The organism is Streptomyces sp. AP-93, from assembly GCF_022808175.1.
GTDB lineage: Bacteria > Actinomycetota > Actinomycetes > Streptomycetales > Streptomycetaceae > Streptomyces.
Window position 1 is genome coordinate 89,809 of sequence record NZ_JALGBX010000030.1, and the last position, 24,234, is coordinate 114,042.

The window sequence follows — 24,234 nt, forward strand, 5'->3', positions numbered from 1 at the left end:
GCCCCCATGAACGCACGTCGGGGCCGCACGTCGGGGCCGCGCCTCGGGGCCGTGCCTCAGGCGCTGTTGATCGCCAGTACCGCCGTCAGCGCGACGACCGCCCCGCAGATGCCGAGGTTCACGATCTTGTGCTCCCAGAACACGGCCGCGAACTCGCGGATCGTCGCGCTCGGCCAGAAGTACTTCGCCGTGGGCGAGCCCAGCACCTGGCCGTTCACCCCGGCCTTGCGGGCCATCATCGCGGCGCGGAAGGCGTGGAAGTTGTTGGTGACCACCACGCAGCGGTAGCCGGGGTCGGCCGTCTCCATGATCGTCCGGCTGTACCGGAGGTTCTCCTCCGTCGTGCGGGACCGGTCCTCCAGCCGCACGTGCTCCTGCGGCACGCCCTCGGCGATCAGCCAGTCCGCCATCGCCCGCGCCTCGGCGACCTTCTCGTCCGTCCCCTTGCCGCCCGAGGTCAGCAGCAGCGGCGCCCGTCCGCCCCGGGCGATCTGCGCGTCGTGGATCTCCCGGCCCTTGCGCAGCCGCGAGGCCAGCAGCGGCGGGACCCGGTCGCCGCCGATCAGGCCGGAGCCGAGCATCACCACGTAGTCGACGTCCCCGCGCACCTTGATCCGGCCGTAGAGGAAGGCGTAGGCGAGGAAGCACAGGAAGAGGAAGGAGACGTACCCGGCGAGGAAGACCACGCCCCCGACCACCGCGTCCCAGGTCTGGGAGCCCCGGCTGCCCATCGTCAGGACGAACGCGATCAGCGCGAAGATCCCCACCCCCGCCACGAAGGCGAGCAGATTGGCCGGGCGGCGGCCCTCCTTGCGGATCATCGTCAGCCCGTTGCCGATCAGGAAGAAGCCGAGCGCGATCGTGCCGAGCGAGGGGATCAGGAAGACCAGCGCGACGATGATCCCGCCGAGGCCGTGGGGCAGGTCCGGGACCAGGGTGAGCAGGCCGACGGACAGGAATATGAAGGTGAGGCCCAGGTAGACCGCGTTGCGGAAGCGCCGACGGTCCTCCCGGACGCTCACGCCGAAGAGGACGCGGAACAGGGCGGCAGGTACGAAGGCGTACATGCCGCTCATCGTAGGTGTGAAGACAGGACGGTCGGATGATCGGCGCAGGGACGACTACCGGCCGCCGTGCGGGGTGCGACGCACGGCCCGCCCCGCGAGGACGTCCGTCCTGCGCCCGTCCCGTACGACGAAACGCCCGTCGATCAGGACGTACGGGATCCCGGCCGGCAGTGCGCGCGGGCGCTCGTACGTCGATCCGGCGGCGACCGTCAGCGGATCGAAGAGGACGAGGTCGGCCCGGTGCCCGACGCGCACCAGCCCCCGGTCCGCCAGCCGCAGCCGCGCGGCGGGACGGCCGCAGAGGTGGGCGACGCACTCCTCCAGGGAGAGGACGCCCAGCTCGCGCACGTAGTGCCCGAGGTAGTGCGGGAAGGTGCCGTAGGCCCGCGGATGCGGTTTCGCGCCCTGCAGGATGCCGTCCGAGCCGCCCGTGTGGACCGGGTGGCGCATGATCGCCCGTACGTTCTCCTCGTGCCCGACGTGCTGCAGGATGCTCGGTCCGAGCCGGTCGCCCAGCAGCAGCGCCCGGGCCGTGTCCCAGTCCGGGACGCGCGTGCCTACGTACGCCCCGTAGGCCGGATCCGTGGTCCCGGCGATCTCGATCGTCGACCAGTCGACCGGGACCCCGTGGCAGCCGTCGGCGCCCTCCACCTCCAGCGCGTACCGGATCCGCTCGGCCTCGGCGTCGTCGCGCAGGCGCGCCAGGACCGCCTCGGGCCCGCCCTCGTTCGCCCAACTGGGCAGCAGGGCGACCAGGGTGGTGCAGCCGGGGGTGTACGGATAGCTGTCGAGGGTGATGTCGGCGCCGCCGGCCAGTGCCCCGTCGAGCAGGGCGAGCAGCTCGCCCGCCCGGCCCTGGTTCTCCCCGAAGTTCATCGTGGCGTGGGCCAGGTGCAGGGCGCAGCCGGCCTCGCGGGTCAGCTCGACCATCTCGGCGTAGGCGGCCAGGGCGCCGCGGCCGTACGAGCGGTGGTGCGGGCAGTAGTAGCCGCCGTACCGCGCCACCACCCGGCACAGCTCGGTCAGTTCGGCGCCGGACGCGTACATGCCCGGGGTGTAGGTGAGCCCGGAGGACATGCCGACGGCGCCCTGCGCGAGCCCCTCGGCGACCAGCGCCCGCATCCGGTCGAGCTCCTCGGGTGTGGCCGGGCGGTCGCCCCAGCCCACCACGTGCGCGCGGACGGTGCCCTGGGGGACGAGGTAGGCGGCGTTGACGGCGATGCCCTGCGCGTCCAGCCGGTCCAGGTATCCGCCGACCGTGCGCCAGTCGAAGTCGATGTCCTCGCCCGTGCCGTTCCAGCCGGCGATGGCGGCCCGCACCTCGCCCAGCGTGCGGTCGTCGACGGGGGCGTAGGACAGGCCGTCCTGGCCCAGGACTTCGAGGGTCACGCCCTGGGCGGCCTTCGCGCTGTGGTCCGGATCGCGCAGCAGGGCGAGGTCGCTGTGGGCGTGCATGTCGATGAAACCGGGGGCCAGGGCGAGGCCGCGGGCGTCGAGCGTGTGCCGTCCGCCGCCCGCGATCCGGCCGCCCACTTCGATGATGCGGCCCTCGTGGATCCCCACGTCGGCGGTGTAGGAGGGCCCGCCCGTGCCGTCGACGACGCGGGCCCCGCGGATGACCAGGTCCATGGGCTTAGAAGAACGTCCGGACGTACTCCGTGACCGTGCCGTCGGCCTCCACCACCGGGATCAGCGGCCACTTCTCGAAGATGGTGCACGGGTGGGACATCCCCAGCGCCACCCAGTCGCCGACCTCCACGTCCTCGGCGCGATCCGTCTCCAGCCAGGCGTGCTGGTCGGACAGCTTGAGGACGCGGATCCCCGTCGCCGGGCGCTCGGCGCCGGTGAGCGGATCGCGGACCAGCTCCGCCTCGGGCAGCCCCAGGTCGTACGCGATGTCCCGCTTGCCGGCGTTCACGAACGCCTGGGTGGGGGAGGGGCGGGAGACCACCTGCGCCCAGAGCCGGAAGGCGGGGCGCAGACCGCCCTCCTCGGGGACCCGGTTGAAGGGGGTGAGGCGGGTGTACCAGCCGTGGTCGTGGGAGACGTACGCACCGGAGCGCAGCAGCTTCAAGGCCGGCCGCGAGAGCTCCGGGAGCTCGGCGAACACGTCGGCGACGGCGTCGAACCAGGCGGAGCCGCCCGCGCTGACGACGATCTCGTCGACGCCCTCGAACCGCCCCGCCTTGTCGAACTCGGCCGCCAGGCCGGTGAGCCGGCGCAGGTAGGCGTGCACGGAGTCCGGGTCGGCCCCGGGCACCTCCGCCTCGTACCCGGCGATGCCGACCAGGCGCAGGGTGTCCGTACCCGCCACCGCGTCGGCGACGGCCCGGCAGTCCTCGTCGGTACGGGCCCCCGTGCGGGCGCCTTCCCCGGCGCCGAGCTCGACGACCACGTCGATGCGCTGCGGTTGGCCCGCCAGGGCCCGGTCCATGAGCTGGACCCCGCGCACGGAGTCCACGTAGCAGACGAAGCGGAAGGCGGGGTCCGCGGCGAGCTCGGCGGCCACCCAGCGCAGGGCGGCGGCGTCGACGAGCTCGTTGGCGAGGAAGATCCGCTGGATGCCGAACGCCCGGTAGACGCGGGCCTGGTGGGGGACGGCCGCGGTGATGCCCCAGGCGCCGTGGTCGAGCTGACGCCGGAACAGCTGCGGGGCCATGCAGGTCTTGCCGTGCGGGGCGAAGGCCAGGCCGTGGCGCTCGGCGTAGGTGCCGAGGGCAGTGAGGTTGTGGCTCAGCGCCTCCGCGTCGAGGGTCAGGACGGGCGTGGTGAACCCGCCGGTGTGGAGGTTGCGCCGCTGGGCCGTGAGCTCCCCGACGGTGAGGCCCGCCTGCCCGGCGTCCGGGGGGAGTCCCTTGAACCGGTGGTCCACCGGCTCCTGGGCGAGGGCCTGGACGGGGTCGCTGGGCATGTGGTGTGCCTCCAGGGGGTTGCGGTTGTTGCGTACAGTGCAACAGTCGTTGCGCGTACCGCTGCATGCTGTCTAACATCCCGGATGACGACGGGTCAACGGGTCCGGGTCCGGGTTCCGTACGGAGGTACACGGCGTGAGCCAGTCGGTGGAGCGGGCGCTGCGGATCCTGCCTGCGCTGGCCAAGGGGCCGGCCGGGCTCGGCGAGGTCGCCGAGGTGCTCGACGTGCACAAGAGCACGGCCCTGCGGCTGCTGCGGACCCTCCAGGAACACGGCTTCGTGTACCGGCAGGGCGACGGGCGCTACCGGCTCGGGGCCTCCCTCTTCGCCCTGGCCTGCGAGTCCATCGAGAACCTCGACGTGCGCGAGATCGCCCACCCCCACCTGCTGGAACTGAATCGGACCACCGGGCACACCGTGCACCTCGCCCTGCACCAGGACGACGAGGTCGTCTACGTCGACAAGGTGGACAGCCGCTACGCGGTACGGATGTACTCGCGCATCGGCCGGCCCGTCCCCCTCACCGTCGCCGCCGTGGCGAAGCTGCTGATCGCCGACCTGCCGGAGGCGGAGCGCCGGGCGCTGGCCGCGCGCATCGAGTACCCGGCCTACACCTCCCGCTCCACCCCCGACGCCGCCGCGTACCTGCGCGAGCTGGACCTCGTACGCGCCCAGGGGTGGGCCACGGACCTCGGCGGCCACGAGGAGTCCCTGAACTGCCTGGCCGCCCCCGTCCGCGGACCCGACGGCCGCGTGGTCGCCGCGATGTCCGTCTCCGCCCCCGGAGTGGTCCTCCCCGTCGCGGGGCTGCTCGAACTCCTCCCGCTCGTACGGCAGACCGCCGACGCCATCGGCCGCGAGTACTCAGGCTCGGGCCCCGTGCAGGAACAGGAAGAAGACAGGCCATGACCGTCAAGACCGCGATCGCCCCCGCCACCCACACCGACCCGCCCGCGAAGTTCTCGCACGGCGTCCGCAAGGGCAACATCCTCCAGGTCGCCGGCCAGGTCGGCTTCCTCCCGCACGTGGACGGGCAGGCGCCCACGCCGGCCGGACCCACCCTGCGCGAGCAGACCCTCCAGACGCTGGAGAACGTCCGCTCCGTCCTGGAGGCGGGCGGTGCCACCTGGGACGACGTGATGATGCTGCGCGTCTACCTCACCGACACCACCCACTTCGCGGAGATGAACGCGATCTACAACGCCTACTTCGAGGAGCAGAACCTCAAGGAGGCCCCGTCCGCCCGCACCACCGTGTACGTGGGCCTCCCCGGCGGCCTGCTGATCGAGATCGACGCCCTCGCGGTGCTCGACGCCGGGGCCTGAGCCGGGGCCTGCGGCCCGCATCTCGGAGTGTGTGCGAACCGGTGATCATCTTCCGCATTTTGTGTATCTTGAGCGCGCTTTGTACACACAATGTGGGGGGAACTCTCTTGCGCAAGCTCTCTGTCATAGCCGCGGCCGTCGCCACGGGCACGCTGGCCGTCCTCGCCGCCACCCCGGCCCAGGCCGCCGAGTCGGGCTTCTCCCTGAAGATCCGCGGAGTCCAGTACGACGCCCCCGGCGCGGACTCCAACAGCTGCTCCACCGGCAACACCGCCGCGGAGTACCTGACGATCAAGAACTACTCCACCACGTCGACGGTCAACCTCAAGGGCTACGTCGTCAAGGACGCCACCGGCAACCGCTTCACCTTCACCAACAACCACTACCTGCAGCCCGGTGACTTCGTGAAGCTCCGCGGCGGCCACGGCACCGAGTCCGACGCCGGCAACGTGGCCTACCGCGGCAGCTGCAACTTCATCTGGAACAACGACCGCGACACGATCTACCTGTCCACCCCGTCCGGCAAGTCCGCGGATTCCCACTCCTACACCAAGAGCGGATCCGACTCCGACGGCAACGGGTACATCACCTTCCACGGCTGACCGGCGCAGACCGGCGGCGGGCCAACTGCCGCCGCCGGTCCCGCGGTCCGGGTCCTGGACGTGATCGCCCATTGGGTACCCTCACGGGTGACTCGGGGCGCCGGCGGGGGCCGGAACGCCGCCAGCAGGGACGGATCCTCATGAGCAGCGCACCTTCGGCAGGCATCTTCCAACCGCTCAAGGCGGACGATCCCGAGGTCGTGGGCGGTTACCGGCTCGCGGCGGTGCTCGGTGCGGGCGGCATGGGCAAGGTGTACCTCTCGTACACGCCGGGCGGCCGGCCCATCGCGATCAAGGTGATCCGGTCCGAGTTCGGCGAGGACCCCGAGTTCCGCCGGCGCTTCCAGCAGGAAGTGCGGTCCGCGGAGCGGGTCCAGGGCCTCTACACCGCACCGGTCATCGACTCGGACACCGAGGGCTCCCAGCCCTGGCTGGCCACGGCCTACGTGCCCGGCCCCTCGCTCGCGCACGCCGTGGCCCACCACGGCGCACTGCCGCCGCGCAGCGTGCTGCTGCTGGCCGTCGGGGTCGCCGAGGCCCTGACCGTCATCCACGGCGCGGGCATCGTGCACCGCGACCTGAAGCCCGCCAACGTCCTCCTCGCCTCCGACGGCCCGCGCGTCATCGACTTCGGCATCGCCCGCGCGGCCGACAGCACCGCCCTGACCAGCACGGGCGTCAGCATCGGCACCCCGGCGTTCATGGCGCCCGAACAGGCCTCGGCGGGCACGATCAGCCCGGCCACCGACGTCTTCGCCCTCGGCCAGATCGCGGCCTTCGCGGCGATCGGCTCCTCCGTCTACGGGGACGGGCCCTCGCACGCCGTGCTCTACCGGATCGTGCACGAGGACCCCGACCTCAGCGGGCTGCCCGAGGAACTGCGGCCCCTGGTGACCCGCTGCCTCAGCCGCGACCCGGCCGACCGCCCGGCGCCGACCGAGGTCATCGCACTGTGCCACGCCGCCTCGGCCGCTCCGCTGCGCCAGGGGGAGGACTGGCTGCCGCGCGCGATCGCCGGTTCCATCACCGAGCGGGTGCAGCTGCTCCCCGCCCCGGCGCCCACCCCGCTGCCGAAGGCGGCCACGGCGGCTCCGATTCCGGCTCCGGCTCCGACTCCGACGGAACTCGCCGCGCAGCCGCCGGCCCCGAGCACGCCTCCGGCCGCCCCCGCCGCGCCCGGGTACACGCCCACCGGCCTGGCCGCCGCCCCGACGCACGCCGCTCCGGCGCAGCCCGGACCGGCGACGGTGCCGACCGGCTACGGGACACCGCCGCCGTACGCGCAGCCTCCGCACCAGCAGCCCCCGTACCCGCAGCCCGCGTACGCGCAGCCTCCGCGCCAGCAGCCTTCGTACGCGCAGCCGACGTACGCCCAGCCCGGCTACGCGCAGCCCGGGTGGGGGCAGCCCGCGTACCCGCCCGCGCCGACCCGCCCCAAGCGGACCGGGCTGATCGTCACCCTGTCCGTCGTGGGCGCCGTCATCGGGCTCGCCGTCCTCGGGTCCCTGCTGCCGGACGACTCCAAGAAGAACGGTGCGGCCGGGTCGCCCGGCAGCGGCGGCGGCACGGCGAGCGCGAGCGCCTCGCCCGGCGGGTCCGGCAAGCGCGCCGACCCGCAGCCGGTCTCTTACCAGCGCATCGAGATGCCCGAGAACCACCAGGTGATGTTCGCCGACAATCCGCCGCGCCCCGCCGAGACCAAGAGCGGCGTGCTCTACGGAAGCGGGGACCTCTTCTACTACCGGGACACCCTGTTCGGGGACGAGAGGTTCGGCACCGACAACGGCAAGCTCGTCCTGCTGAACAACTCCGAGAAGGGCTCCCTGGAGACCTGCCGCACGGTGACGCGCTTCACCGAGAAGCTGGGCCTCGACGAGCTCACGGACGGTTCGCAGGTCTGCGTGCTGAGCAAGGCCGGGCACATCGCCGTGGCCACCTTCCGCGGCAGGACGGGCGACAAGGAGTCGACCCGGTACATCACCGTCGACCTCACGATCTGGCGCAACGCCCAGGACGCGGCGAAGGACTAGCCGGGCCCGTGCGAGGGGGGCGCCCCCCTGGCGGTGGGGCGCCCCGGTTCACGTGACGACCGGCGCTACGGGCAGTACTGCGCCTGCTTGCCGATCGACCGGTACATGCAGTCCGCGTTCTCCAGGAGCTGGAGCACCGCGTCCTTGTTGCGCGCCGTCTCGCGGTCGATGACCTCGTCCGGCGGGTAGAAGCCGCCGCCGCTCGAACTGGCCGGGTACATCTCGAAGGTGTAGCCGAAGATCTTCTGGTCACCCCACAGCCAGTCGTCGATCGTGCCGTCCGTGATGTAGAGGTCACTGGACTGCTCGGCCGTGTAGCCGTTGCTCGCCGCCATCTTCTGACCGACCGCCTTGAAGGCGCCCAGGTCGTCGGCGGTCAGTCCGGGCGCCGTGTCGTTGTACGTCCACCCGTACGGCCACAGCACGAGCTCGCTGTACGTGTGGAAGTCGATGGCGGCCGTGATCTGCTGCTTGCCGCCGATCACGCGGCTGCGCACGAAGTCGGAGACCGCCTTCACCTCGGGCGTCGACTCGGCGGCCGGGCCCCGGTAGGTCTCGGAGCTCTTGCTGCTGCTGGAGCCGCCGCAGCAGCCCCACTTGTAGTTCCAGTTGCGGTTCTCGTCCGTGCCGACATAGGAGGAGCCGGCGTTGGGCTGCCGGTTCTTGCGCCAGGAGCGGTACGAGCCGGAGGCGATGTCGTACTCGCCGCCGTCCGGGTTGAGGTCGGGGATGATCCAGATCTCGCGGCCGTTGACCGCGTTGGTGACCCTGGAGTCCGTCCCGTACTTCGAGCCGAACTCCTTGATCAGGTAGAGGGCCATCTCGACCGTCAGGTGCTCACGGGCGTGCTGGTGCGCGGTGAAGAGCACCTCGGGCTCGGCCTCGTCGGTCGCGACGTTGTCGCTGATCTTGATCGCGACGAGGTCCCGGCCCTGGTAGGACTTCCCGATGACCCGCTTGCTGATGATCGAGGGGTACTGGGCGACGCGCTGGTCGATCTCCGCGCTCGCCTCGGCGTAGTTGTGGTAGAGCGCGTCCTTCGACGGGAAGTCGTTGATCCCGGCGGCGATGTCGCGCCCGTCGGAGCGGTCCGGCGGTCCGGGCAGCGCGGTCAGCTCGTAGCCGAGTGCGCGCAGCTTCTTGGCCTGCATCGTGTCGGCGCTGACGACGACCGAGCGGGCGTCCACCTCGTCGATGGAGATGCCGGTACGGAGCAGGGCGGTGCGTTCCGTCGCCGTGGACGGTCCCTGGATCTCGTACTGGACGATCGACTCGTCCTGGGTGGCGGTCGACGGGGTGGGCGGCGGGGCTGCCGTCGCGCTCATGCCGTAGGCGGGTGCGCCGAGCGCGAGCGCGAGAAGGGCCGCCGTGATGGCGGCCCTTCGGCGGTGGTGGAGCCGCATGCGTTCTCCTGGGTGGGAGTGTGGGGGTAGCCGTGCGGACGCGCACAGCGTGCTCTCGTGGCATGTCCGGGTCAAGAACACGAACCGGCCATCCCCACACACCTACCTGCTACGGCAGCCCGTGGACCTTCGGACCCACCGCGTTGGACCAAGCACTACCCGCCTTGGCGTCCCAGTTGGTCGACCAGGTCATCGCGCCGCGCAGTCCCGGGTAGGTCTTCGACGGCTTGAAGTTTCCGCAGCTCGTGCCCCGGGTCAGGCAGTCCAGCGCGTTGTTCACGATGGCCGGCGAGACGTAGCCGCTGCCCGCGCCGCTGGGCGAGGCCGGGACCCCGATGCCCACCTGCGAGGGGTCGAGCCCGCCCTCGAGCTGGATGCAAGCCAGTGCGGTGAGGAAGTCCACCGAGCCCTGGTGGTAGACGTTGCCGTCGCAGCCGTTCATCGAGCCGCTGTTGTAGTACTGCATGTTGACGACGGTGAGGATGTCCTTCACGGCGAGCGCCGTCTTGAAGTAGCCGCCCTGCGTCGACTGCATGTCGATGGTCTGCGGGGCCATGGTGAGGACGAGCGAGGGCCCGGCCTTCGCCGACAGCGCGCGCAGCGCCTGGGTCATGTAGGTCGGGTTCAGGCCGTTCTCCAGGTCGATGTCGATCCCGGTGAAGCCGTACTCCTGCATCAGGGCGTACGCGGAGTTCGCGAGGTTGGTCGCGGACGCCGAGTCGTTGACCGTGATGGTGCCCTTCTCGCCGCCGATGGAGAGGATGACCGACTTGCCGGCCGCCTTCTTCGCCGCGATGTCCGCCTTGAACTGCGGGACCGTGTAGCCGCCGAGTCCGGCCGAGTCGAGGGCGAAGGTGATGCCGCCGGGCGTGGCCGTGGCGTCGGCGAAGGAGACGGCGATGATGTCGTACTGCGCGGAGACGTCGGAGATCTTCTGGACGGTCGCGCCGTTGTTGAAGTTCTGCCAGTAGCCGGTCAGCGCGTGCTTGGGCACCGCCGGGTTCGGGTTGCCGCCCCCGCCGCCGGTGGTGGTGCCGGTGACCGCCGCGCCCTTCGCGCCCTCGCCGGCCGCGTTGTACGCGCTCACCTGGAAGGCGTACGAGGTCGATGCGGCGAGCCCGGTGATCTGCGCGGAGGTGCCGGAGGTCACGGTCTGGACGCGGACGCCGTCCTGATACACGTAATACCCGGCGGCGCCGGTGACCGTGTTCCACGAAAGGGTGAGCCCGCTGGAGCTCTGGCCGGAAACGGCGCTGCCGGCCGGGGCGCCGGGGATGGTCGGCGAGGGGTCGGTGCCGCCCCCGCCGTCGGGGCCGAAGACGCTGAACTCGTCGACCACGAAGCCCGGCTGTCCGTACCAGCCGTGGGTGTAGACGGTGACCTGGGTGGTGCTCGGCCCGGTGGTGAAGGTGGTGGACAGCTTCTGGAAGCCGCCGCCGGTGCCGGGGGTCCAGGTGGAGACGTCCTGGGTGCCGGTCCCGGTCGCGCCGAGGTACACGTACGAGCCGTTGACCTGCTGGCTCAGCGTGTACGTCGAACTCGGCTTGACCGTGACGACCTGGCTGCACCGGGCGTTGTCCTGGCCCGCCGGGGTGGCCTTGAGGGCGCCGGCCCCCGCGAAGACGGGGGAGGAGACGACGGCGCCGCTGCCGGAGGTGCAGGTCCAGTTGGCGAGGCCGGACTCGAAGCCGCCGTTGCGGACGACGTTGACGTCGGCGGCCTGGGCGGTGCCGGTGGCCAGGGCGGTGAGCCCGGCGGCAGCCAGGGTCACGGCGAGCGGGATGGCGAGGGAGCGTATGCGGTTCACGTGGGCTCCGGTGGGGGGAGTGGGGAAGTGAGGTCGCGTCATAGGCGTGTCTGGGGCATGTCTGGGGCAAGTGGGGTGCCCCGAGGCCAAGTTGGTCTAGTCCAATGTCCATGTCAAGAGTGTTTGCAATATGGCTTGAACTGATCGACCGCGCCGTCATCTTCCGATCCTTGTTGTCCGGATTTTCCCGCCCCCCGTGACACGTGCCCGTGGCACGGGAATGTGTAAGGCCCTGCCCTGTCAGGAAGGACGTGGATATGGTGCTGGGGCAAGGGGGAAGGGTGTTGATCGTTTGCGGTCGCGCAGCATGCGCGCACCCGTGGGCGGCCAGGGGAACACCTGCGGATGACCGGGTGAACGGGGGGATGCGCGTGCCGATCGCCATTGGTGTCACCAGCGCCGATCTGGTGCTGCCGGCCCCGGACCGGCACACCCCGGCCGCCGCCGTGCTGCCGCCGCCCGAGGAGCTCGACCTGGAGGGCGCGCTCGCCCAGACGGCCGGCCTGCTGGAGCGCCACGGCCACCTCGTGGTCCTCGTGCCGTCCTGGCTCCGCGCCTCCGCCGTCCGCCGCCTGCACACCGTCCGGGCCATCCTGGAAACCGACCGGATCGCCCTCGTCGACGTCGATCTCCCGCCGCTGGGCACCGCCCTGCTGGTACGTCAGCTGCGCCAGCTCAGCGTCAGCGACTTCAGCCCCGGAGTCCTCGCGTCCGCCGCCCGGCTCCTCGCGCACTACATCTACGCGGGCGCGCTGCTCGGCTCGGTCGCCAAGCTGGACCGGGTGCCGGTCGGGCTCAAGGCGCACGCCAAGTCCTGGTCGCCGAACGCCCAGTTCGCCGTACTGGCCAACCCGGCCCCGCACCTGGTCAAACTGGGCTCTGGCTCCGGCGGAACCCACGGCGGCGGAGCCACCCTCCCCCCGGGCCCCGAATTCGCCACCCACCTCACCTTCGCCCGCGGCCAGCTCACCACCGACTGGGTGGCCACCGAGCTGGCCCCCGCCTGGCGGGTCCAGGGCGTCATGGAGAGCCGGCTGCCCGCCGACTCGCCCGTCTGGTGGGCCACACCGAAGCTCGTGGAGTTCGCGGCCGCCATCCCGGACCCCTCGGTGCTCTACCAGCTCGTCGCCTCGGTCCGCCGCGAGGAGTGCCGCTGGTGCGGCTTCGAACTCATCGGCGACCGCTGCGGCTTCTGCGCGGCCCCGCTCCTCGCACCGGTGCCCCCACCCCCGCCGACGGCGTCAGCGGACCGGCTCCGTCCGAGACCCAGATCCAGACACTGACCGCCCCGAACGAACGAAGAACGGCGAGGTAGTACGCCATGAACTCACGCCAGCGCCGCGGCGTCATCCTGCTGATCCTGTCGGTCCTGTGCGCCCTCGCCGCCTTCGGCGGAGTCCTCGTGGTGATGGGCGACGTCAACTCCAAGGTCGGCAACGAGGTCGCCGCCTACCGGGTGAAGGGCGACATAGCCCCGTACACCCCCCTGACGTCCGGCCAGTTCGAGCAGGTCACGGTCCCGAAGCGGTGGCTGTCCGAGACCGCCGTCACCGACCTGGCCGCACTCAAGGACAAGCTGGCGCTCACCGCCCTGAAGAAGGGCTCGCTCCTCCAGAGCGACATGTTCGTCGACAAGCCGAAGCTCCAGGCGGGGGAGCAGGAGATGGCCATCATGATCGACGCCTCGACGGGTGTGGCGGGCAAGATCACCCCCGGCGCCAAGGTCAACATCATCGGCACCTTCAAGAGCAAGAAGGCGGACGGCCCCGACCAGTCGGTGGTCATGGTGGCCAACGCCCGCGTCATCAACGTCGGCAAGCTCACCCCCCTCGACCCCAAGGACAGCGAGAGGAAGGGCGCCGCCGAGGCGGTCCCGATCACCTTCGCCCTGACCACCAAGGACACCCAGCGCGTCGCCTACGCCGAGTCCTTCGCGGTGCACGTACGCCTGGCCCTGGTGGCCCCCGGCACCGACTCCGCGCCCAGCCCGGGCGACCGCTTCTACACCCTGGAGTAACGGGATCCCCCTCCGGAAGGAGGGGGCTGTCAGCCGCACTGGCTGATGGCCGCCGTTACCAGCACCAGCCAACAACGCATATTTGGAGGTGAACGAAGTTGGCTACGTATCGCGTAGGACAGAAGACCCACCCACCTGTGCTTCCTCAGCAGTTGGCTCTGGAATTCGAGTCAGCAGACACCCCCCGGATCGGGGACGAAACGGGACTCGAAGGCCGTAAGGCACCCGGCGCGGTACATGTGCGAGGGGAGACCGCCGATGCCTCACCTGGCATCGGTGGCGTCACCCCCAACCGTGAGGTTGGGGAGAAGGCCCGTGAGGGCCACCCCGTCGCGTTCGTCCTGGACAAGCATGGTCATCCGCTGCAACCGACTACACCTGCCAGAGCCCGCAAGCTCCTCCGCCAAGGCCGGGCCGTCGTAGCCCGGCACACCCCGTTCGTGATCCGCCTCAAGGACCGCACGGTCTCCGCATCACAGGTGGACGGTGTGGAACTCGGCATCGACCCCGGCTCCAAGCACACCGGGATCGCCGTGTTCACCTCCAGGGATGGTGAGCGGCGCGGCCTGTTTACGGTCGAGCTCGCCCACCGGGGCAGCCTCATCCGGGACAAGCTGACCGCTCGTTCCGCCTACCGGCGCCGTAGGCGCACCAACAACCTGCGCTACCGCGCACCTCGCTTCTTCAACCGCGTGCGCCCCAAGGGGTGGCTCGCCCCGTCGCTGCGTCACCGGGTGGACACCACCATGTCGTGGGCCACTCGGCTTGCGCGCTGGGCACCCGTCCGTGTCGTACATGTGGAGCGGGTCGCGTTCGACACCCAGGCCATGTCCCACGGTGGACCACTAGAGGGGGCCGAGTATCATCACGGCACCCTGCACGGCACAGAAGTCCGCGAATACCTCCTCGCCAAATGGGACCGGACCTGTGCCTACTGCGGCACCACTGGGGTACCGCTCAACATCGATCACATCCACCCCAAGAGCCGGGGCGGGAGTGATCGTGTCTCCAACTTGTGCACCGCGTGCATTCCCTGCAACGAGAAGAAGTCCAACCAGCCGGTCGAAGACTTCCTCAAGCAGTCGCCGCGCCGGCTGGCCCGCATCCTCGCCCAGGCAAAAGCCCCCCTCCGCGACGCGGCAGCCGTCAACGCCACCCGCTGGGCACTTTGGCGTGCCCTTGACGCCGCGTTCGCCACCGTACGCACCGCATCCGGGGGCCGCACCAAATGGAACCGCCAACGGACTGGTCTGCCTAAGACGCACACCTTCGACGCGCTGTGCGTCGGCCACCTCGACACCGTCACCCGTACCCCGGCCCATGTCCTCGCGGTCACCGCGACGGGGCGCGGAACCTACACCCGCACCCGCCCGGACAAGTACGGCTTCCCCCGCCAGCGCCTGCCCAGGTCCAAGACGTTCTTCGGCTACCAGACCGGCGACTTCGCCCGCGCCGTCGTCCCCACGGGCAAGAAGACCGGCACCCACACCGGCCGCATCTCCGTCCGCGCCAACGGCAGCTTCAACATCAAAACTGCCCAGGGACTCATCCAGAGCATTGGGCACAAACACTGCCGTCTCCTTCAGCGAGCCGACGGATACGCCTACATCAGCCGACCCGAAGGACCCGCCGCCACCCAGCTGAAGCAGGGCGTTTCCACGAAGGAAGTCCGATGACCACTCGCATCCTCCCCGCGGTCGGCGACCCGGAATCCGCGCGCATCATCGCCACCCTGCTGAGCCAGCTCCCGGGGGCCGAGCCGGCCGCCCCCGTACCCGACTCCACCTTCCTCCTCGACATGCTCGCCCGGCTCGCGGGCGAGTCGATCGACGAGCTGCCCGAGGTGGTCCTCGTACACGAGCGGATCGGTCCGCTCCCCGCCCTGGACCTCATCCGCGAGGTCGCCCTGCGCTTCCCCGCCGTCGGCGTCGTCCTCCTCACCTCCGACGCGAGCCCCGCGCTCTTCTCCGCCGCCATGGACTCCGGCGCCCGCGGCCTGATCGGCCTGCCCCTCGCCTACGAGGAGCTCGCCGCCCGCGTCCAGGCCGCCGCCCAGTGGTCCGTGGGCGTACGCCGTCACCTGGGCCGCGGCCCGGAGCTCCCGAGCGGCCCGGGCGGCAAGGTCGTCACGGTCACCGGGGCCAAGGGCGGCGTCGGCGCCACCTTCGCGGCCGTGCAGTTCGCGCTCGCCGCGGTGGCGGCCGGCCGGCGTACGGCCCTGGTCGACCTGGACCTCCAGGCCGGGGACGTCGGCTCGTACCTCGACGTGCAGTTCCGCCGCTCCATCGCCGACCTCGCCGGGATCCAGGACATCTCCCCGCGCGTCCTGTCGGACGCCGTCTACGACGACCGCACGGGCCTCGCGCTGCTCCTGGCCCCGGCGGACGGCGAACGGGGCGAGGAGGTCGACGACCGTGCCGCCCGGCACGTGATCGCCGCCCTGCGCGCCCGCTACGACCTCGTAGTCATCGACTGCGGCACCCAGGTGACCGGCGCCAACGCGGCGGCCGTGGAGCTGGCGGACGTGGCCGTCCTGGTCACCACCCCGGACGTGGTCGCGGTACGCGCCGCCAAGCGGATGGTCCGGATGTGGGAGCGGCTCCAGGTCAGGAAGGCGGAGGAGACGACCATGGTCGTCAACCGCTGGTCCAAGCAGACCGAGATCCAGCCCGCCCTGATAGAGAAGATCACCAAGACCCGGGCGGTACGCACCCCCGTGCCGGCCGCCTTCAAGGAACTCCAGGCCGTCGTCGACGCGGGCCGGGTGCAGGACCTCGACAACCGCTCGACGGTCAAGCAGGCCCTGTGGGCGGTGGCGGGCGAACTGGGTCTGCTGACCGCCCCGGAAGCCCAGGACGCCCCTGCGGCCGAGCCCGGCGCGGCCCTGGCCGTACGGGGCTCCGGGCCGGTGGCCCGGCTGCGCGGCGGCGACCGCGGCGCCCTCGGGCCGTGGCTGCGGCGCGGGCGGGAGGGCTGAGGGGTGTCCGGGCGGAGACGGGACCGCGGGGATCAGGGGCAGGTGGCGATCGAGTTCGTCGGCATGCTGCCCTTCATCCTGCTCATCGTGGTGGCGGTGTGGGAGTGCGTGCTCATCGGGTACGCGTTCTCGCTGGCGGGGAACGCGGCGGACGAGGCGGCGCGGGTGGGGGCGGTGCACGGAGACGGTGCCTGCCGGGAGGCCGCGCGGGAGCACATCTCGGGGGGCTGGAACATGCCCCCCGCGGAGTGCGGGGCCTCGGGGAACCTCTACAAGGCCAAGGTCACGCTCAACCTTCCGCTTCTGTTCCCGGGTTTCGACATCGGTGTCCCCATCGAAGGCCACGGCGGCTCCGCGAACGAGAAGGAGGACTGAGATGGACCGGATCCGCAGCATCCGCGACGGTCATCGTGACCGGGGTCAAGTCGCCCTGGAATACATCGGGTTCCTGCCCTTCCTGCTCCTGGTCGGGCTCGGCGGCATCCAGTTGGGCTGGACCGCGTACGTGACCCAGCAGGCGGAGACGGCCGCCCGTACGGCGGCGCGCGTGGAGGCCCGCTATCCGGGCGAGGGGGAGGCGGCCGGCAGGGCGTCGATCAGGCCGAGTCTCGGCACGGCCGCGAGCACGGTCGTCCACGTGGCGCCGTTGCCCGACACGGTCACGGCGACCGTGACCATCACGATCAACTCGGTCGTGCCCGGGATCGCCTCCCGCCCCGTCACCCGGATCGTCGTCATGCCCAACGAAGACCCGAGGTGACCGGACCATGAGCCTGCGTTCCAGGGTGAACACCCCCGACGACCGCCACAACCCGCGCGAGGACGGCCGCCTGGTCTCCTCGTACCGCGCCAAGCTGCTGGAGGAGATCGACCTCGCCGAGATGTCCGCGCTCGCGCCCGCCGAGCGCCGCGCGCGCCTGGAGCGCGTACTCGGCCACATCATCAGCCGCGAGGGCCCGGTCCTGTCCACCGCCGAGCGCGCCCAGCTCATCCGCCGCGTCGTGGACGAGGCCCTCGGCCTCGGCGTGCTCGAACCGCTGCTCGAAGACCCGACCATCTCCGAGATCATGGTCAACGGCCCCGACCAGATCTTCGTGGAACGCTCCGGCCGCGTGGAGCAGCTCCCGCTCCGCTTCGCCTCGCACGAGCAGCTGATGCAGACCATCGAGCGCATCGTCTCCACGGTCAACCGCCGCGTGGACGAGGCGAATCCGATGGTCGACGCCCGCCTGCCCAGCGGCGAGCGCGTCAACGTGATCATCCCGCCGCTCTCGCTGACCGGCGCCACCCTCACGATCCGCCGCTTCCCCCGCGCCTTTACTCTCCCCGAGATGATCGGCGTCGGCTCCCTGGACGAGCAGATGGTCCTCCTGCTGTCGGGGCTGGTGGCGGCGAAGCTGAACGTGATCGTCTCGGGCGCCACCGGCACCGGCAAGACCACCCTCCTCAACGCCCTCTCCGGCCTGATCCCGGAGGGCGAGCGCATCATCACCATCGAGGACTCCGCCGAGCTCCAGCTCCAGCAGGCGCACGTCATCCGCCTCGAATCCCGCCCGGCCAACGTGGAGGGCAAGGGCGAGATCACCATCCGCGACCTGGTCCGCAACTCCCTGCGCATGCGCCCCGACCGCATCATCGTCGGCGAGGTCCGCGGCGGAGAGACGCTCGACATGCTCCAGGCGATGTCCACCGGCCACGACGGCTCGCTCGCCACCGTGCACGCGAACAGTTCCATCGACGCCCTGATGCGCCTGCAGACCCTCGCTTCGATGTCCGAGGTGGAGATCCCCTTCGAGGCCCTCCAGGACCAGATCAACAGCGCGGTCCACGTCATCGTCCAGCTGACCCGCTTCGGCGACGGCACGCGCCGCATCACCGAGATCTCCCTCCTCGACTCCCACGGCCGCGAGCCGTTCCGCATCACGACGGTCTGCCGCTTCGCAGCGATGCCGATGGGCCCGGACGGCCGCGTCCACGGCCGCTTCGAGTACTACCCGCTGCCCCGCCGGCTCGCGGACCGCCTTTACATGAACAACCAGCCGATCCCGCAGGCCTTCGGTGTCGCGCCGGCTGACGAGCCGCTCACCGACCCGCTCACCGGCCCCCTCCCCGCCCGCATCACCCGGACTGCCCTGTGAACCCACTCGTCCTCCTCACCCTCGGCGCCACCCTGCTGGCCTGCGTCCTGGTGGTCGTCGGCCTCCACGTCTACGCCGCGGGCCGCGCCCAGCGCGCCGCGCTCATCGAGCGCCTCTCGGCGACCGGCCTCCCGGCCCCCCTCGGGCGCAGGCGCCGCTTCCCGGGCGTGGACCGGCGCCTGCGCAAGACCACGCTGGGCCGCGGCATCGAGCGCAAGCTCGCGGTGACCGGCCTGGACCTCACCGTCGGCGAGTACTTCGTCTACATGCTGGCCACGGTCGCCGGGATCTGGCTGGTCTCGGCCTCCTTCCTGGCCCCGTTCTTCGGTCCGGTGGCCGGTCTGATCGCCCTGTGGGGCGCCAACGCCTTCCTCAACTGGCAGCGGTCGCGCCGCACCGAGCGGTTCATCAACCAGCTCCCCGACCTGGCCCGCATCCTCGCGAACGCCACCCAGGCCGGCCTGGCCCTGCGTACGGCCATCGGCATGGCGGCCGAGGAACTGGAGGCACCGGCCGGCGAGGAACTGGCCCGGGTCGCCGACCGGCTCGCGGTCGGCCACTCCATCGAGGAGGCCCTCGGCGAGATCGAAGAGCGCCTGCCCTCCCGCGAACTGGTCGTCCTGGTCTCCACCCTCGTCCTGTCCGCCCGCGCGGGCGGCGCGATCGTCGGCAGCCTGCGCAACCTGACGGTGACGCTGGAGCAGCGCAAGGAGACCCGTAGGGAGGTCCGTACCCAGCTGTCCCAGGTCACGGCCACGGCGTACCTGGTGCCGGTCATGGGCATCGGCTCGCTGCTCCTCGTGGACGCGATGATGCCGGGCGCGCTGGACCGGATGACGGGATCCGTCATCGGGCAGACCCTCGTCCTGGTCGCCCTGGGGCTCTTCGCGCTCGGATTCCTCGCCATCCGCCGCCTGTCCAAGATCGACGTATGACGTATGAGGAGGTCCGCATGATCGCGCTGCTCCTGGCCCTGGCCGTGGGCCTGTCGGTCTTCGGCGTGTTCCACGGGATCCGGCTCTACCGCGCCGACACCAAACTCCCGTCCGACCTGATGCTGGCCCTGGAGGTCGGTGCCACCCGCACGACGGCCGTCGGCTCGCTCATCGACCGCATCGGCATCCGCTACGCGCCGCTGATACTGCGCCTGATGGGCCCCGACCGGGTGGCGCGCAAACGCCGCCAGATCGACACGGCGGGCAACCCGTCCGGCCTGACCATCGACCGTTACGCCGCCCGCCGCGCCGTCTACGCCTTCCTCGGCGGCGTCGGGGCCTTCGCCATGCTGATCAACGGCCAGCTGATCCTGGCCCTGCTGATGGTGGCCTTCGGCCTGTTCTGGATCGAGGCCGGCCTCTGGTCGGCGATCCGGATCCGCCGCGACCACATCGACCGGACCCTGCCGGACTTCCTGGACGTCCTCGCGGTGGTCGTCAGCGCCGGGCTCGGCTTCCGGCCCGCGCTGGAGCGGGTGGCGGACAAGTACGAGGGCCCGTGGTCCGACGAGATCCGGATCACCCTCCAGCAGATGACCATGGGCGTCAGCCGCCGCCAGGCCTTCGACGAGCTGCGCCGGCGCAACGACTCCGAGCAGGTGGCGCAGTTCGTCACCGCCCTCCAGCAGGGCGAGGAACTGGGCTCCCCGATCGTCGACACCCTGATCGCCATCGCCGAGGACATGCGGCGCACTGACGCCCAGAACGCCCGCCGCCGGGCCGCCAAGGCCGTCCCGAAGGCCACCTTCGTCGTCACGATGTTCATGCTGCCCGGGACCATGATCCTCCTGATCGGCGGGTTCGTGTACGGAGCCGACGTCGACTTCGGCGCCATGTTCGGGGGCGGCTGAGCCATGACTGCCACCTCGCTGGACGCCACGGCGTTCGCCGCCGCCCGGGACCGGCCGTCTCCGCGCCCCGCGGTGCAGCTGCCGATCGCCCTCCAGGCCAACGCCCTGCAGGCGCTGTGCCGCCAGGTCTTCGCGTTCCGCCTCGTGATGATCGCCCTCGGGACGCCGGTGGTGCTGAGCCGCACGGCACCCGGGACGCCGACGCACCTGGCGGGCGGCGCGGTGCTGCTCACCTTGCTGCTGTCCTACGTCCTGCTCCGCGACTGGGAGCGCTTCGGACCGCTGCTCCTGCGCCACCGCTGGCCACTGGCGGTCGACTGGGTGTTCTTCAGCGGACTGCTGCTCCTGACGGCCACCCCCGGTTCCCCGCTCCTCCTCGCCTCGGTGTGCACCCCGCTGCTGGCCGGGATCGTCTACGGCCGACGCGGCGCGGCGGTCTACGCGGTGGTCCAGGCGGCCGTGGTGGCGGCGGTCGCCGAGGCCCTGACACTGGCGGTGCTCTGCGTCCTGGCGGGCGCGGCCGGGGCCTCCCTGCGCGGCCTGCTCCTCCGCTTCGGCACGGCCGGCCAGGCCCTGCTGGAGACCAGGGCCCGCCTGGTGGTGGCGGAAGCAGTACAGGCCGAACGGGACCACCTGGCCCGCGAGCTGCACGACTCCGTCGCGAAGACCCTGCACGGCCTCGCCCTGGCCGCCGACTCCCTGACCCGCACCACCGACCCGGCGACCCTCCGCCACCAGGCCGCCCTGGTGTCCGGCGCGGCCCGCCGCGCGGTGGCGGAGTCCCGGGACGTACTGGCCGACCTGCGCCGGGACCTGGACGCGCCGGGGGTTTCGCTGGCCTCGGAACTCCGGGCCCGGATCGATGCTGATACGGCTGAGCTGCGCGTGAGCGGCACCCTCCCGGTGGTGCCCTCTCCGGTGGCCCGGCACTTGCTGGCGGTGGCGGGGGAGGCGCTGGAGAACGCCCGTCGCCATGCGGGAGCGGAACGGATCACGGTCGAGGCAGCCGTAGCCGCCTCCGACCTCCTACTGGTGATCGAAGACGACGGCCGGGGCCTCCCGGCTGCTGTGGACCTCGCGTCGCTGCACGGCGCGGGCCGCTTCGGCCTGCTGGGCATGGCGGAACGCGCAGCCGCGATCGGCGCCCGCCTCCACATAGGAGCCCGCCCGGGCGGGCAGCCGGGGACCCAGGTCCGCCTGACCCTTCCGCTGGCGGCCCTCGCTGCGGGGAGGAGTGCGTGATGGCCCCGCTGCGCGTCCTGATCGCCGACGACAACCCGGTCGTACGGGCCGGCCTGTCGGCCCTCCTGGCCACCGCGGAGGACATCGAGGTGGCGGCAGAGGCGGCCGACGGCCGGGAGGCGCTCCGCCTGACGCGGCTGCACGCTCCCGATGTGGTCCTCCTGGACGTCCGGATGCCGGGGGTGGACGGCATCTCGGCGCTGCCCCACCTGGTGCAGCTCGCTCCGGTGCTGATGCTGACGTACAGCCAGGAGTCCGAGATCGTCCGGGAGGCGCTGCTCCTGGGTGCGGGCGGCTACTTGGTGCACGGCGAATTCACGCCGGACCACCTCGTCGCAGCCGTCCGCGACGTCCGCGCGGGGCGGGCGCATTTCAGCCCGACGGCGGCGAGCGCGGTGCTCGCGGAACTCCGGACCTCTTCGCATCAGCAACGAACTGTGGGACAGTCTTCGGAGCGTCTTCCCAACCATGCTGTGTTCGGGCTGAGTTCACGTGAGGAGGAGGTCATGGGTCTCATCGCTTCCGGCATGAGTAACCAGCAGATCGCAGCCAGTTGCTTTATCAGCGAGAAGACGGTCAAGAACCACATCAACCGGATCTTCGCGAAGCTCCAGACCGCCACGCGCAGCGAGGCGATAGCCCGTTGGCTGGGAACCGCCCGTCCGGGGGTGGCTGGCCGTGGGTAGACGGAGTGCGCAGTGGGTCCGTAATTGGGTCCCGGGACCCTTTGCAACTGCTGGTGCGTCGACGTACCGTCCGCGAACCGATACCGGCGCCGGCTCTGGAGAGGACTCCCATGCTGCACCTCAGGCTGCTCAAGGCGATCGTCGAACGGAAGAACCGGATGCGGCGGGGTGGGGACGAGGGGCAGACGGTCTTCGAGTACCTGGGGATCATCGTGATCATCGCGCTGATCATCGCGGCGATCATCGCAACCGGCCTTGCGGGCGACATCGCGGGGGAGATTCAGACCGTCTTGGACAACATCACGAGTTGATGGCTGGGTTGGGCTCGCGTGACCGGGGACAGGTTCTCCCCTTCTACGCCGCGATGATGTTCTGCCTGCTCTTCGCCGCGTTGGTCTTCGTCACCGTCGGGATGGCGGGGGCCACGCGCAGCGATGCGCAGGGTGCCGCCGATGCGGCGGCGCTCGCCGCTGCGCGGGAGGTCAGGGACAACGCGTTCGTGGGCAGGAATCTCCTCACGCTCACACCGGCGGATTGGGACGAGATCCTCAGGGGTCGCCGCTTCGACACTAAGGGGGCCTGTGTCAAGGCGCAGGACTTCGCTGGCTCGAACGAGGCTTCTGCGGTATGCGATTTCAACGTCCCCGAGTTCACCGTCGCGGTGACCACCAACGACGCGGTCGGGGACTCGGTCATCCCGGCTACCGAGACCTTGCTTGGCCAGGCCAGGGCGACGGCCTTGATCGAACCACGCTGCTTCCTGGATCCCGCGCCCACCCCACCACCGCCACCCGGGCATGTCGGCATCAAGTGCCGGGGCGGAGGAGTGATCACCGTGGATCCGTCGGATCCAGGCCCGTTGCACAAGCTGGCGAGGAAGCTCTTCGTCGTGCGACTGACCGACTGACATCGAACAAGAGACAAGGAAACGGCGTACATGAGCATTCGGCAGAAGGTGAAGGTCCGTGGGGGAGCGGCCGTTGCGGTTGCGGCGGTCTTGGCCCTTGCGTTGGCCGGATGCGGCGGAGGCGGCGAGAAGGCGAAGGAGCCGACGAAGTCCGAGTCTCCCCAGAGCCAGGCAAGTAGCCCTCAGCAGCCCGCGCCCACCGCAAGCAAGGACTCGGGGCCTCTCGAAGTAATTGCTACGGCACAAGGGCCTTCCAGCATCGTCTTGGAGGTCAATTCAGCTGTACGCGACCAAGACGGGTACGTCACTGTCAGCGGTCAGATCAAGAACGCAGGTTCCACGACGTTCTCCCAGTTCGGTTCTCTGCGCGGTGAGGAGAAGACGGCCAGTCACGGGTCGGTTGCCGGCGCAACTTTGGTCGATGCTGTGGGCAAGAAGCGCTACTTCGTGCTGCGTGACACAGAGGGGCGGTGTGCATGCACAACCGGTCTCGCGAACATCAAGGGTGGGGAGAGCATCGCCTTCTTCGCGCAGTTCCCCTCGCCACCGGCCACCACCACCGAGGTCGTGTTTGGTCTGCCGACCTTTGCCGCGGCCACCATCAAAATCTCCGGGTGACCCCATGACCAAACGCCATCGCACCACAGCTGCCACAGCCGTCGCCGGCCTCGTCATTGCCGGGGCCCATTTCATCAGCGCGACCAGTGCCTACGCGGACGACGTCACGCCGTCCGTGCCCCCGGGCACCGAACCTTCGGCCTCTGCGCCCCCGCCCATCAGGCCCGACTCCCCGGGGCTGAAACTCCCCCAGGGCGGCGTACTCGCACCCTCAAAGGTGCTGGACATGGTGGAGGTCGTCGAAGACCTCGGTGGCGAGGAACGGCGCCAGGAGACGAACCAGACCGTCATGATGGCGCTGCAGTCCGAGGTGATGTTCCCCGAGGACAGTGCCATCTTCAATGCCCAGGCCGCCGCTCGTATCCAGGCCATCGCGCAGGAGATCAACTCCCAGAAGGCCACCACCGTCCGGGTCTTTGGCTTCACCGACGACCAGGGCAGCTACGAGCACGGCAAGGAACTCTCCAAGAAGCGCGCCGACGCGGTCCAGGCCGAGCTGGCGAAGACGGTGACGAACCCCGGCGTCACCTTCGACGTACGCGGCTACAGCGAGGACTACCCGATCGCCGACAACGGCACCGAGGAAGGCCGCAAGAAGAACCGCCGCGTGGAGATCACCTTCCCGCGCAGCAGCAAGTAGTGCCGGACCCCGTCCCC

General features: G+C 70.8%; 24 protein-coding genes. 19 read left to right on the forward strand and 5 right to left on the reverse strand.

What is annotated here, in order from left to right:
- Positions 1–56 precede the first annotated feature (56 nt).
- Genes MTF69_RS36385 through MTF69_RS36395 form a run of 3 tightly spaced genes read right to left on the reverse strand, consistent with a single transcriptional unit; the run spans position 57 to position 3,978 of the window.
- Positions 57–1,067, reverse strand: a complete 1,011-nt coding sequence (locus tag MTF69_RS36385; RefSeq protein WP_243340662.1) for a YdcF family protein — start codon at positions 1,065–1,067, stop codon at positions 57–59.
- Positions 1,068–1,121: 54 nt separating this feature from the next.
- Positions 1,122–2,696 carry an amidohydrolase family protein gene (locus tag MTF69_RS36390; RefSeq protein ID WP_243340663.1) on the reverse strand — a complete coding sequence of 525 codons (1,575 nt, stop codon included), beginning with the start codon at positions 2,694–2,696 and terminating at the stop codon, positions 1,122–1,124.
- Between the two features lie 4 nt (positions 2,697–2,700).
- Positions 2,701–3,978, reverse strand: a complete 1,278-nt coding sequence (locus tag MTF69_RS36395) for an amino acid deaminase (RefSeq protein WP_243340664.1) — start codon at positions 3,976–3,978, stop codon at positions 2,701–2,703.
- A 136-nt stretch (positions 3,979–4,114) separates the two neighbouring features.
- Here MTF69_RS36395 and MTF69_RS36400 point away from each other — a divergent pair, with 136 nt between their 5' ends.
- The 4 genes from MTF69_RS36400 to MTF69_RS36415 all read left to right on the forward strand — a co-directional run bounded on the left by MTF69_RS36400 (position 4,115) and on the right by MTF69_RS36415 (position 7,936).
- Complete coding sequence (locus tag MTF69_RS36400; protein ID WP_243340665.1) at positions 4,115–4,888, forward strand: IclR family transcriptional regulator; 774 nt, start codon at positions 4,115–4,117, stop codon at positions 4,886–4,888.
- Entirely contained in the window at positions 4,885–5,304 is a 420-nt protein-coding gene (locus MTF69_RS36405) for a RidA family protein (protein ID WP_243340666.1), read from the forward strand. The genes MTF69_RS36400 and MTF69_RS36405 overlap by 4 nt, the downstream gene beginning before the upstream one ends.
- A gap of 107 nt (positions 5,305–5,411) precedes the next feature.
- Positions 5,412–5,906 (forward strand): lamin tail domain-containing protein, encoded by a 495-nt coding sequence (locus MTF69_RS36410; protein ID WP_243340667.1) that lies wholly within the window; start codon positions 5,412–5,414, stop codon positions 5,904–5,906.
- A gap of 140 nt (positions 5,907–6,046) precedes the next feature.
- Positions 6,047–7,936 carry a serine/threonine-protein kinase gene (locus MTF69_RS36415; RefSeq protein ID WP_243340668.1) on the forward strand — a complete coding sequence of 630 codons (1,890 nt, stop codon included), beginning with the start codon at positions 6,047–6,049 and terminating at the stop codon, positions 7,934–7,936.
- 65 nt (positions 7,937–8,001) lie between these two features.
- Here the strand turns inward: MTF69_RS36415 and MTF69_RS36420 are convergent, their stop codons facing one another.
- Entirely contained in the window at positions 8,002–9,339 is a 1,338-nt protein-coding gene (locus tag MTF69_RS36420) for a M14 family metallopeptidase (RefSeq protein WP_243340669.1), read from the reverse strand.
- Positions 9,340–9,448: 109 nt separating this feature from the next.
- Positions 9,449–11,188, reverse strand: coding sequence for a chitinase (locus tag MTF69_RS36425; RefSeq protein ID WP_374325072.1), 1,740 nt, complete (start codon positions 11,186–11,188; stop codon positions 9,449–9,451).
- 323 nt (positions 11,189–11,511) lie between these two features.
- Here MTF69_RS36425 and MTF69_RS36430 point away from each other — a divergent pair, with 323 nt between their 5' ends.
- The 15 genes from MTF69_RS36430 (at position 11,512) to MTF69_RS36500 (ending at position 24,217) form a co-directional block, all read left to right on the forward strand.
- Positions 11,512–12,429 (forward strand): hypothetical protein, encoded by a 918-nt coding sequence (locus MTF69_RS36430; protein ID WP_243340671.1) that lies wholly within the window; start codon positions 11,512–11,514, stop codon positions 12,427–12,429.
- Between the two features lie 38 nt (positions 12,430–12,467).
- Positions 12,468–13,163 carry a Flp pilus assembly protein CpaB gene (cpaB, locus tag MTF69_RS36435; protein WP_243340672.1) on the forward strand — a complete coding sequence of 232 codons (696 nt, stop codon included), beginning with the start codon at positions 12,468–12,470 and terminating at the stop codon, positions 13,161–13,163.
- Positions 13,164–13,504: 341 nt separating this feature from the next.
- Positions 13,505–14,839, forward strand: coding sequence for an RNA-guided endonuclease IscB (iscB, locus tag MTF69_RS36440; protein ID WP_279346718.1), 1,335 nt, complete (start codon positions 13,505–13,507; stop codon positions 14,837–14,839).
- The gene (locus MTF69_RS36445; RefSeq protein ID WP_243340673.1) at positions 14,836–16,140 is read left to right on the forward strand and encodes an AAA family ATPase; all 1,305 of its coding nucleotides are present in this window, start codon (positions 14,836–14,838) and stop codon (positions 16,138–16,140) included. Before iscB ends, MTF69_RS36445 begins: the two co-directional genes overlap by 4 nt.
- Positions 16,141–16,182: 42 nt before the next feature.
- Positions 16,183–16,515: a TadE family protein gene (locus MTF69_RS36450; protein ID WP_243340674.1), complete on the forward strand. Its 333-nt coding sequence runs from the start codon at positions 16,183–16,185 to the stop codon at positions 16,513–16,515.
- A gap of 1 nt (position 16,516) precedes the next feature.
- The gene (locus tag MTF69_RS36455; protein ID WP_243340675.1) at positions 16,517–16,900 is read left to right on the forward strand and encodes a TadE/TadG family type IV pilus assembly protein; all 384 of its coding nucleotides are present in this window, start codon (positions 16,517–16,519) and stop codon (positions 16,898–16,900) included.
- A 7-nt stretch (positions 16,901–16,907) separates the two neighbouring features.
- Complete coding sequence (locus MTF69_RS36460; protein WP_243340676.1) at positions 16,908–18,278, forward strand: CpaF family protein; 1,371 nt, start codon at positions 16,908–16,910, stop codon at positions 18,276–18,278.
- Positions 18,275–19,213 (forward strand): type II secretion system F family protein, encoded by a 939-nt coding sequence (locus MTF69_RS36465; protein WP_243340677.1) that lies wholly within the window; start codon positions 18,275–18,277, stop codon positions 19,211–19,213. The genes MTF69_RS36460 and MTF69_RS36465 overlap by 4 nt, the downstream gene beginning before the upstream one ends.
- A 20-nt stretch (positions 19,214–19,233) precedes the next feature.
- Positions 19,234–20,124 carry a DUF5936 domain-containing protein gene (locus MTF69_RS36470; RefSeq protein ID WP_243340708.1) on the forward strand — a complete coding sequence of 297 codons (891 nt, stop codon included), beginning with the start codon at positions 19,234–19,236 and terminating at the stop codon, positions 20,122–20,124.
- Between the two features lie 3 nt (positions 20,125–20,127).
- Positions 20,128–21,366 (forward strand): sensor histidine kinase, encoded by a 1,239-nt coding sequence (locus tag MTF69_RS36475; protein ID WP_243340678.1) that lies wholly within the window; start codon positions 20,128–20,130, stop codon positions 21,364–21,366.
- Positions 21,366–22,052 (forward strand): response regulator transcription factor, encoded by a 687-nt coding sequence (locus MTF69_RS36480; protein WP_243340679.1) that lies wholly within the window; start codon positions 21,366–21,368, stop codon positions 22,050–22,052. The genes MTF69_RS36475 and MTF69_RS36480 overlap by 1 nt, the downstream gene beginning before the upstream one ends.
- Before the next feature lie 110 nt (positions 22,053–22,162).
- A complete protein-coding gene (locus tag MTF69_RS36485) occupies positions 22,163–22,363 on the forward strand; it encodes a hypothetical protein (protein WP_243340680.1) in 201 nt (66 codons plus the stop codon).
- Positions 22,363–22,959, forward strand: a complete 597-nt coding sequence (locus tag MTF69_RS36490; RefSeq protein ID WP_243340710.1) for a pilus assembly protein TadG-related protein — start codon at positions 22,363–22,365, stop codon at positions 22,957–22,959. The genes MTF69_RS36485 and MTF69_RS36490 overlap by 1 nt, the downstream gene beginning before the upstream one ends.
- 30 nt (positions 22,960–22,989) lie before the next feature.
- On the forward strand, positions 22,990–23,577 hold the full coding sequence (locus MTF69_RS36495) for a hypothetical protein (RefSeq protein ID WP_243340681.1): 588 nt from the start codon (positions 22,990–22,992) through the stop codon (positions 23,575–23,577).
- Between the two features lie 4 nt (positions 23,578–23,581).
- A complete protein-coding gene (locus MTF69_RS36500) occupies positions 23,582–24,217 on the forward strand; it encodes an OmpA family protein (RefSeq protein WP_243340682.1) in 636 nt (211 codons plus the stop codon).
- Positions 24,218–24,234 lie beyond the last annotated feature (17 nt).

Bases quoted from the DNA above. Each gene is read 5' to 3' on its own strand.
- MTF69_RS36490 (WP_243340710.1), top strand. From the start codon at position 22,363: ATGGCTGGGTTGGGCTCGCGTGACCGGGGACAGGTTCTCCCCTTCTAC.
- MTF69_RS36475 (WP_243340678.1), top strand. From the start codon at position 20,128: ATGACTGCCACCTCGCTGGACGCCACGGCGTTCGCCGCCGCCCGGGAC.
- MTF69_RS36420 (WP_243340669.1), bottom strand. From the start codon at position 9,339: ATGCGGCTCCACCACCGCCGAAGGGCCGCCATCACGGCGGCCCTTCTC.
- MTF69_RS36415 (WP_243340668.1), top strand. From the start codon at position 6,047: ATGAGCAGCGCACCTTCGGCAGGCATCTTCCAACCGCTCAAGGCGGAC.
- MTF69_RS36495 (WP_243340681.1), top strand. From the start codon at position 22,990: ATGAGCATTCGGCAGAAGGTGAAGGTCCGTGGGGGAGCGGCCGTTGCG.
- MTF69_RS36385 (WP_243340662.1), bottom strand. From the start codon at position 1,067: ATGTACGCCTTCGTACCTGCCGCCCTGTTCCGCGTCCTCTTCGGCGTG.
- MTF69_RS36445 (WP_243340673.1), top strand. From the start codon at position 14,836: ATGACCACTCGCATCCTCCCCGCGGTCGGCGACCCGGAATCCGCGCGC.
- MTF69_RS36500 (WP_243340682.1), top strand. From the start codon at position 23,582: ATGACCAAACGCCATCGCACCACAGCTGCCACAGCCGTCGCCGGCCTC.
- MTF69_RS36430 (WP_243340671.1), top strand. From the start codon at position 11,512: ATGCGCGTGCCGATCGCCATTGGTGTCACCAGCGCCGATCTGGTGCTG.
- MTF69_RS36480 (WP_243340679.1), top strand. From the start codon at position 21,366: ATGGCCCCGCTGCGCGTCCTGATCGCCGACGACAACCCGGTCGTACGG.
- MTF69_RS36390 (WP_243340663.1), bottom strand. From the start codon at position 2,696: ATGGACCTGGTCATCCGCGGGGCCCGCGTCGTCGACGGCACGGGCGGG.
- MTF69_RS36395 (WP_243340664.1), bottom strand. From the start codon at position 3,978: ATGCCCAGCGACCCCGTCCAGGCCCTCGCCCAGGAGCCGGTGGACCAC.
- MTF69_RS36455 (WP_243340675.1), top strand. From the start codon at position 16,517: ATGGACCGGATCCGCAGCATCCGCGACGGTCATCGTGACCGGGGTCAA.
- cpaB (WP_243340672.1), top strand. From the start codon at position 12,468: ATGAACTCACGCCAGCGCCGCGGCGTCATCCTGCTGATCCTGTCGGTC.
- MTF69_RS36405 (WP_243340666.1), top strand. From the start codon at position 4,885: ATGACCGTCAAGACCGCGATCGCCCCCGCCACCCACACCGACCCGCCC.
- MTF69_RS36485 (WP_243340680.1), top strand. From the start codon at position 22,163: ATGCTGCACCTCAGGCTGCTCAAGGCGATCGTCGAACGGAAGAACCGG.
- MTF69_RS36425 (WP_374325072.1), bottom strand. From the start codon at position 11,188: ATGACGCGACCTCACTTCCCCACTCCCCCCACCGGAGCCCACGTGAAC.
- MTF69_RS36460 (WP_243340676.1), top strand. From the start codon at position 16,908: ATGAGCCTGCGTTCCAGGGTGAACACCCCCGACGACCGCCACAACCCG.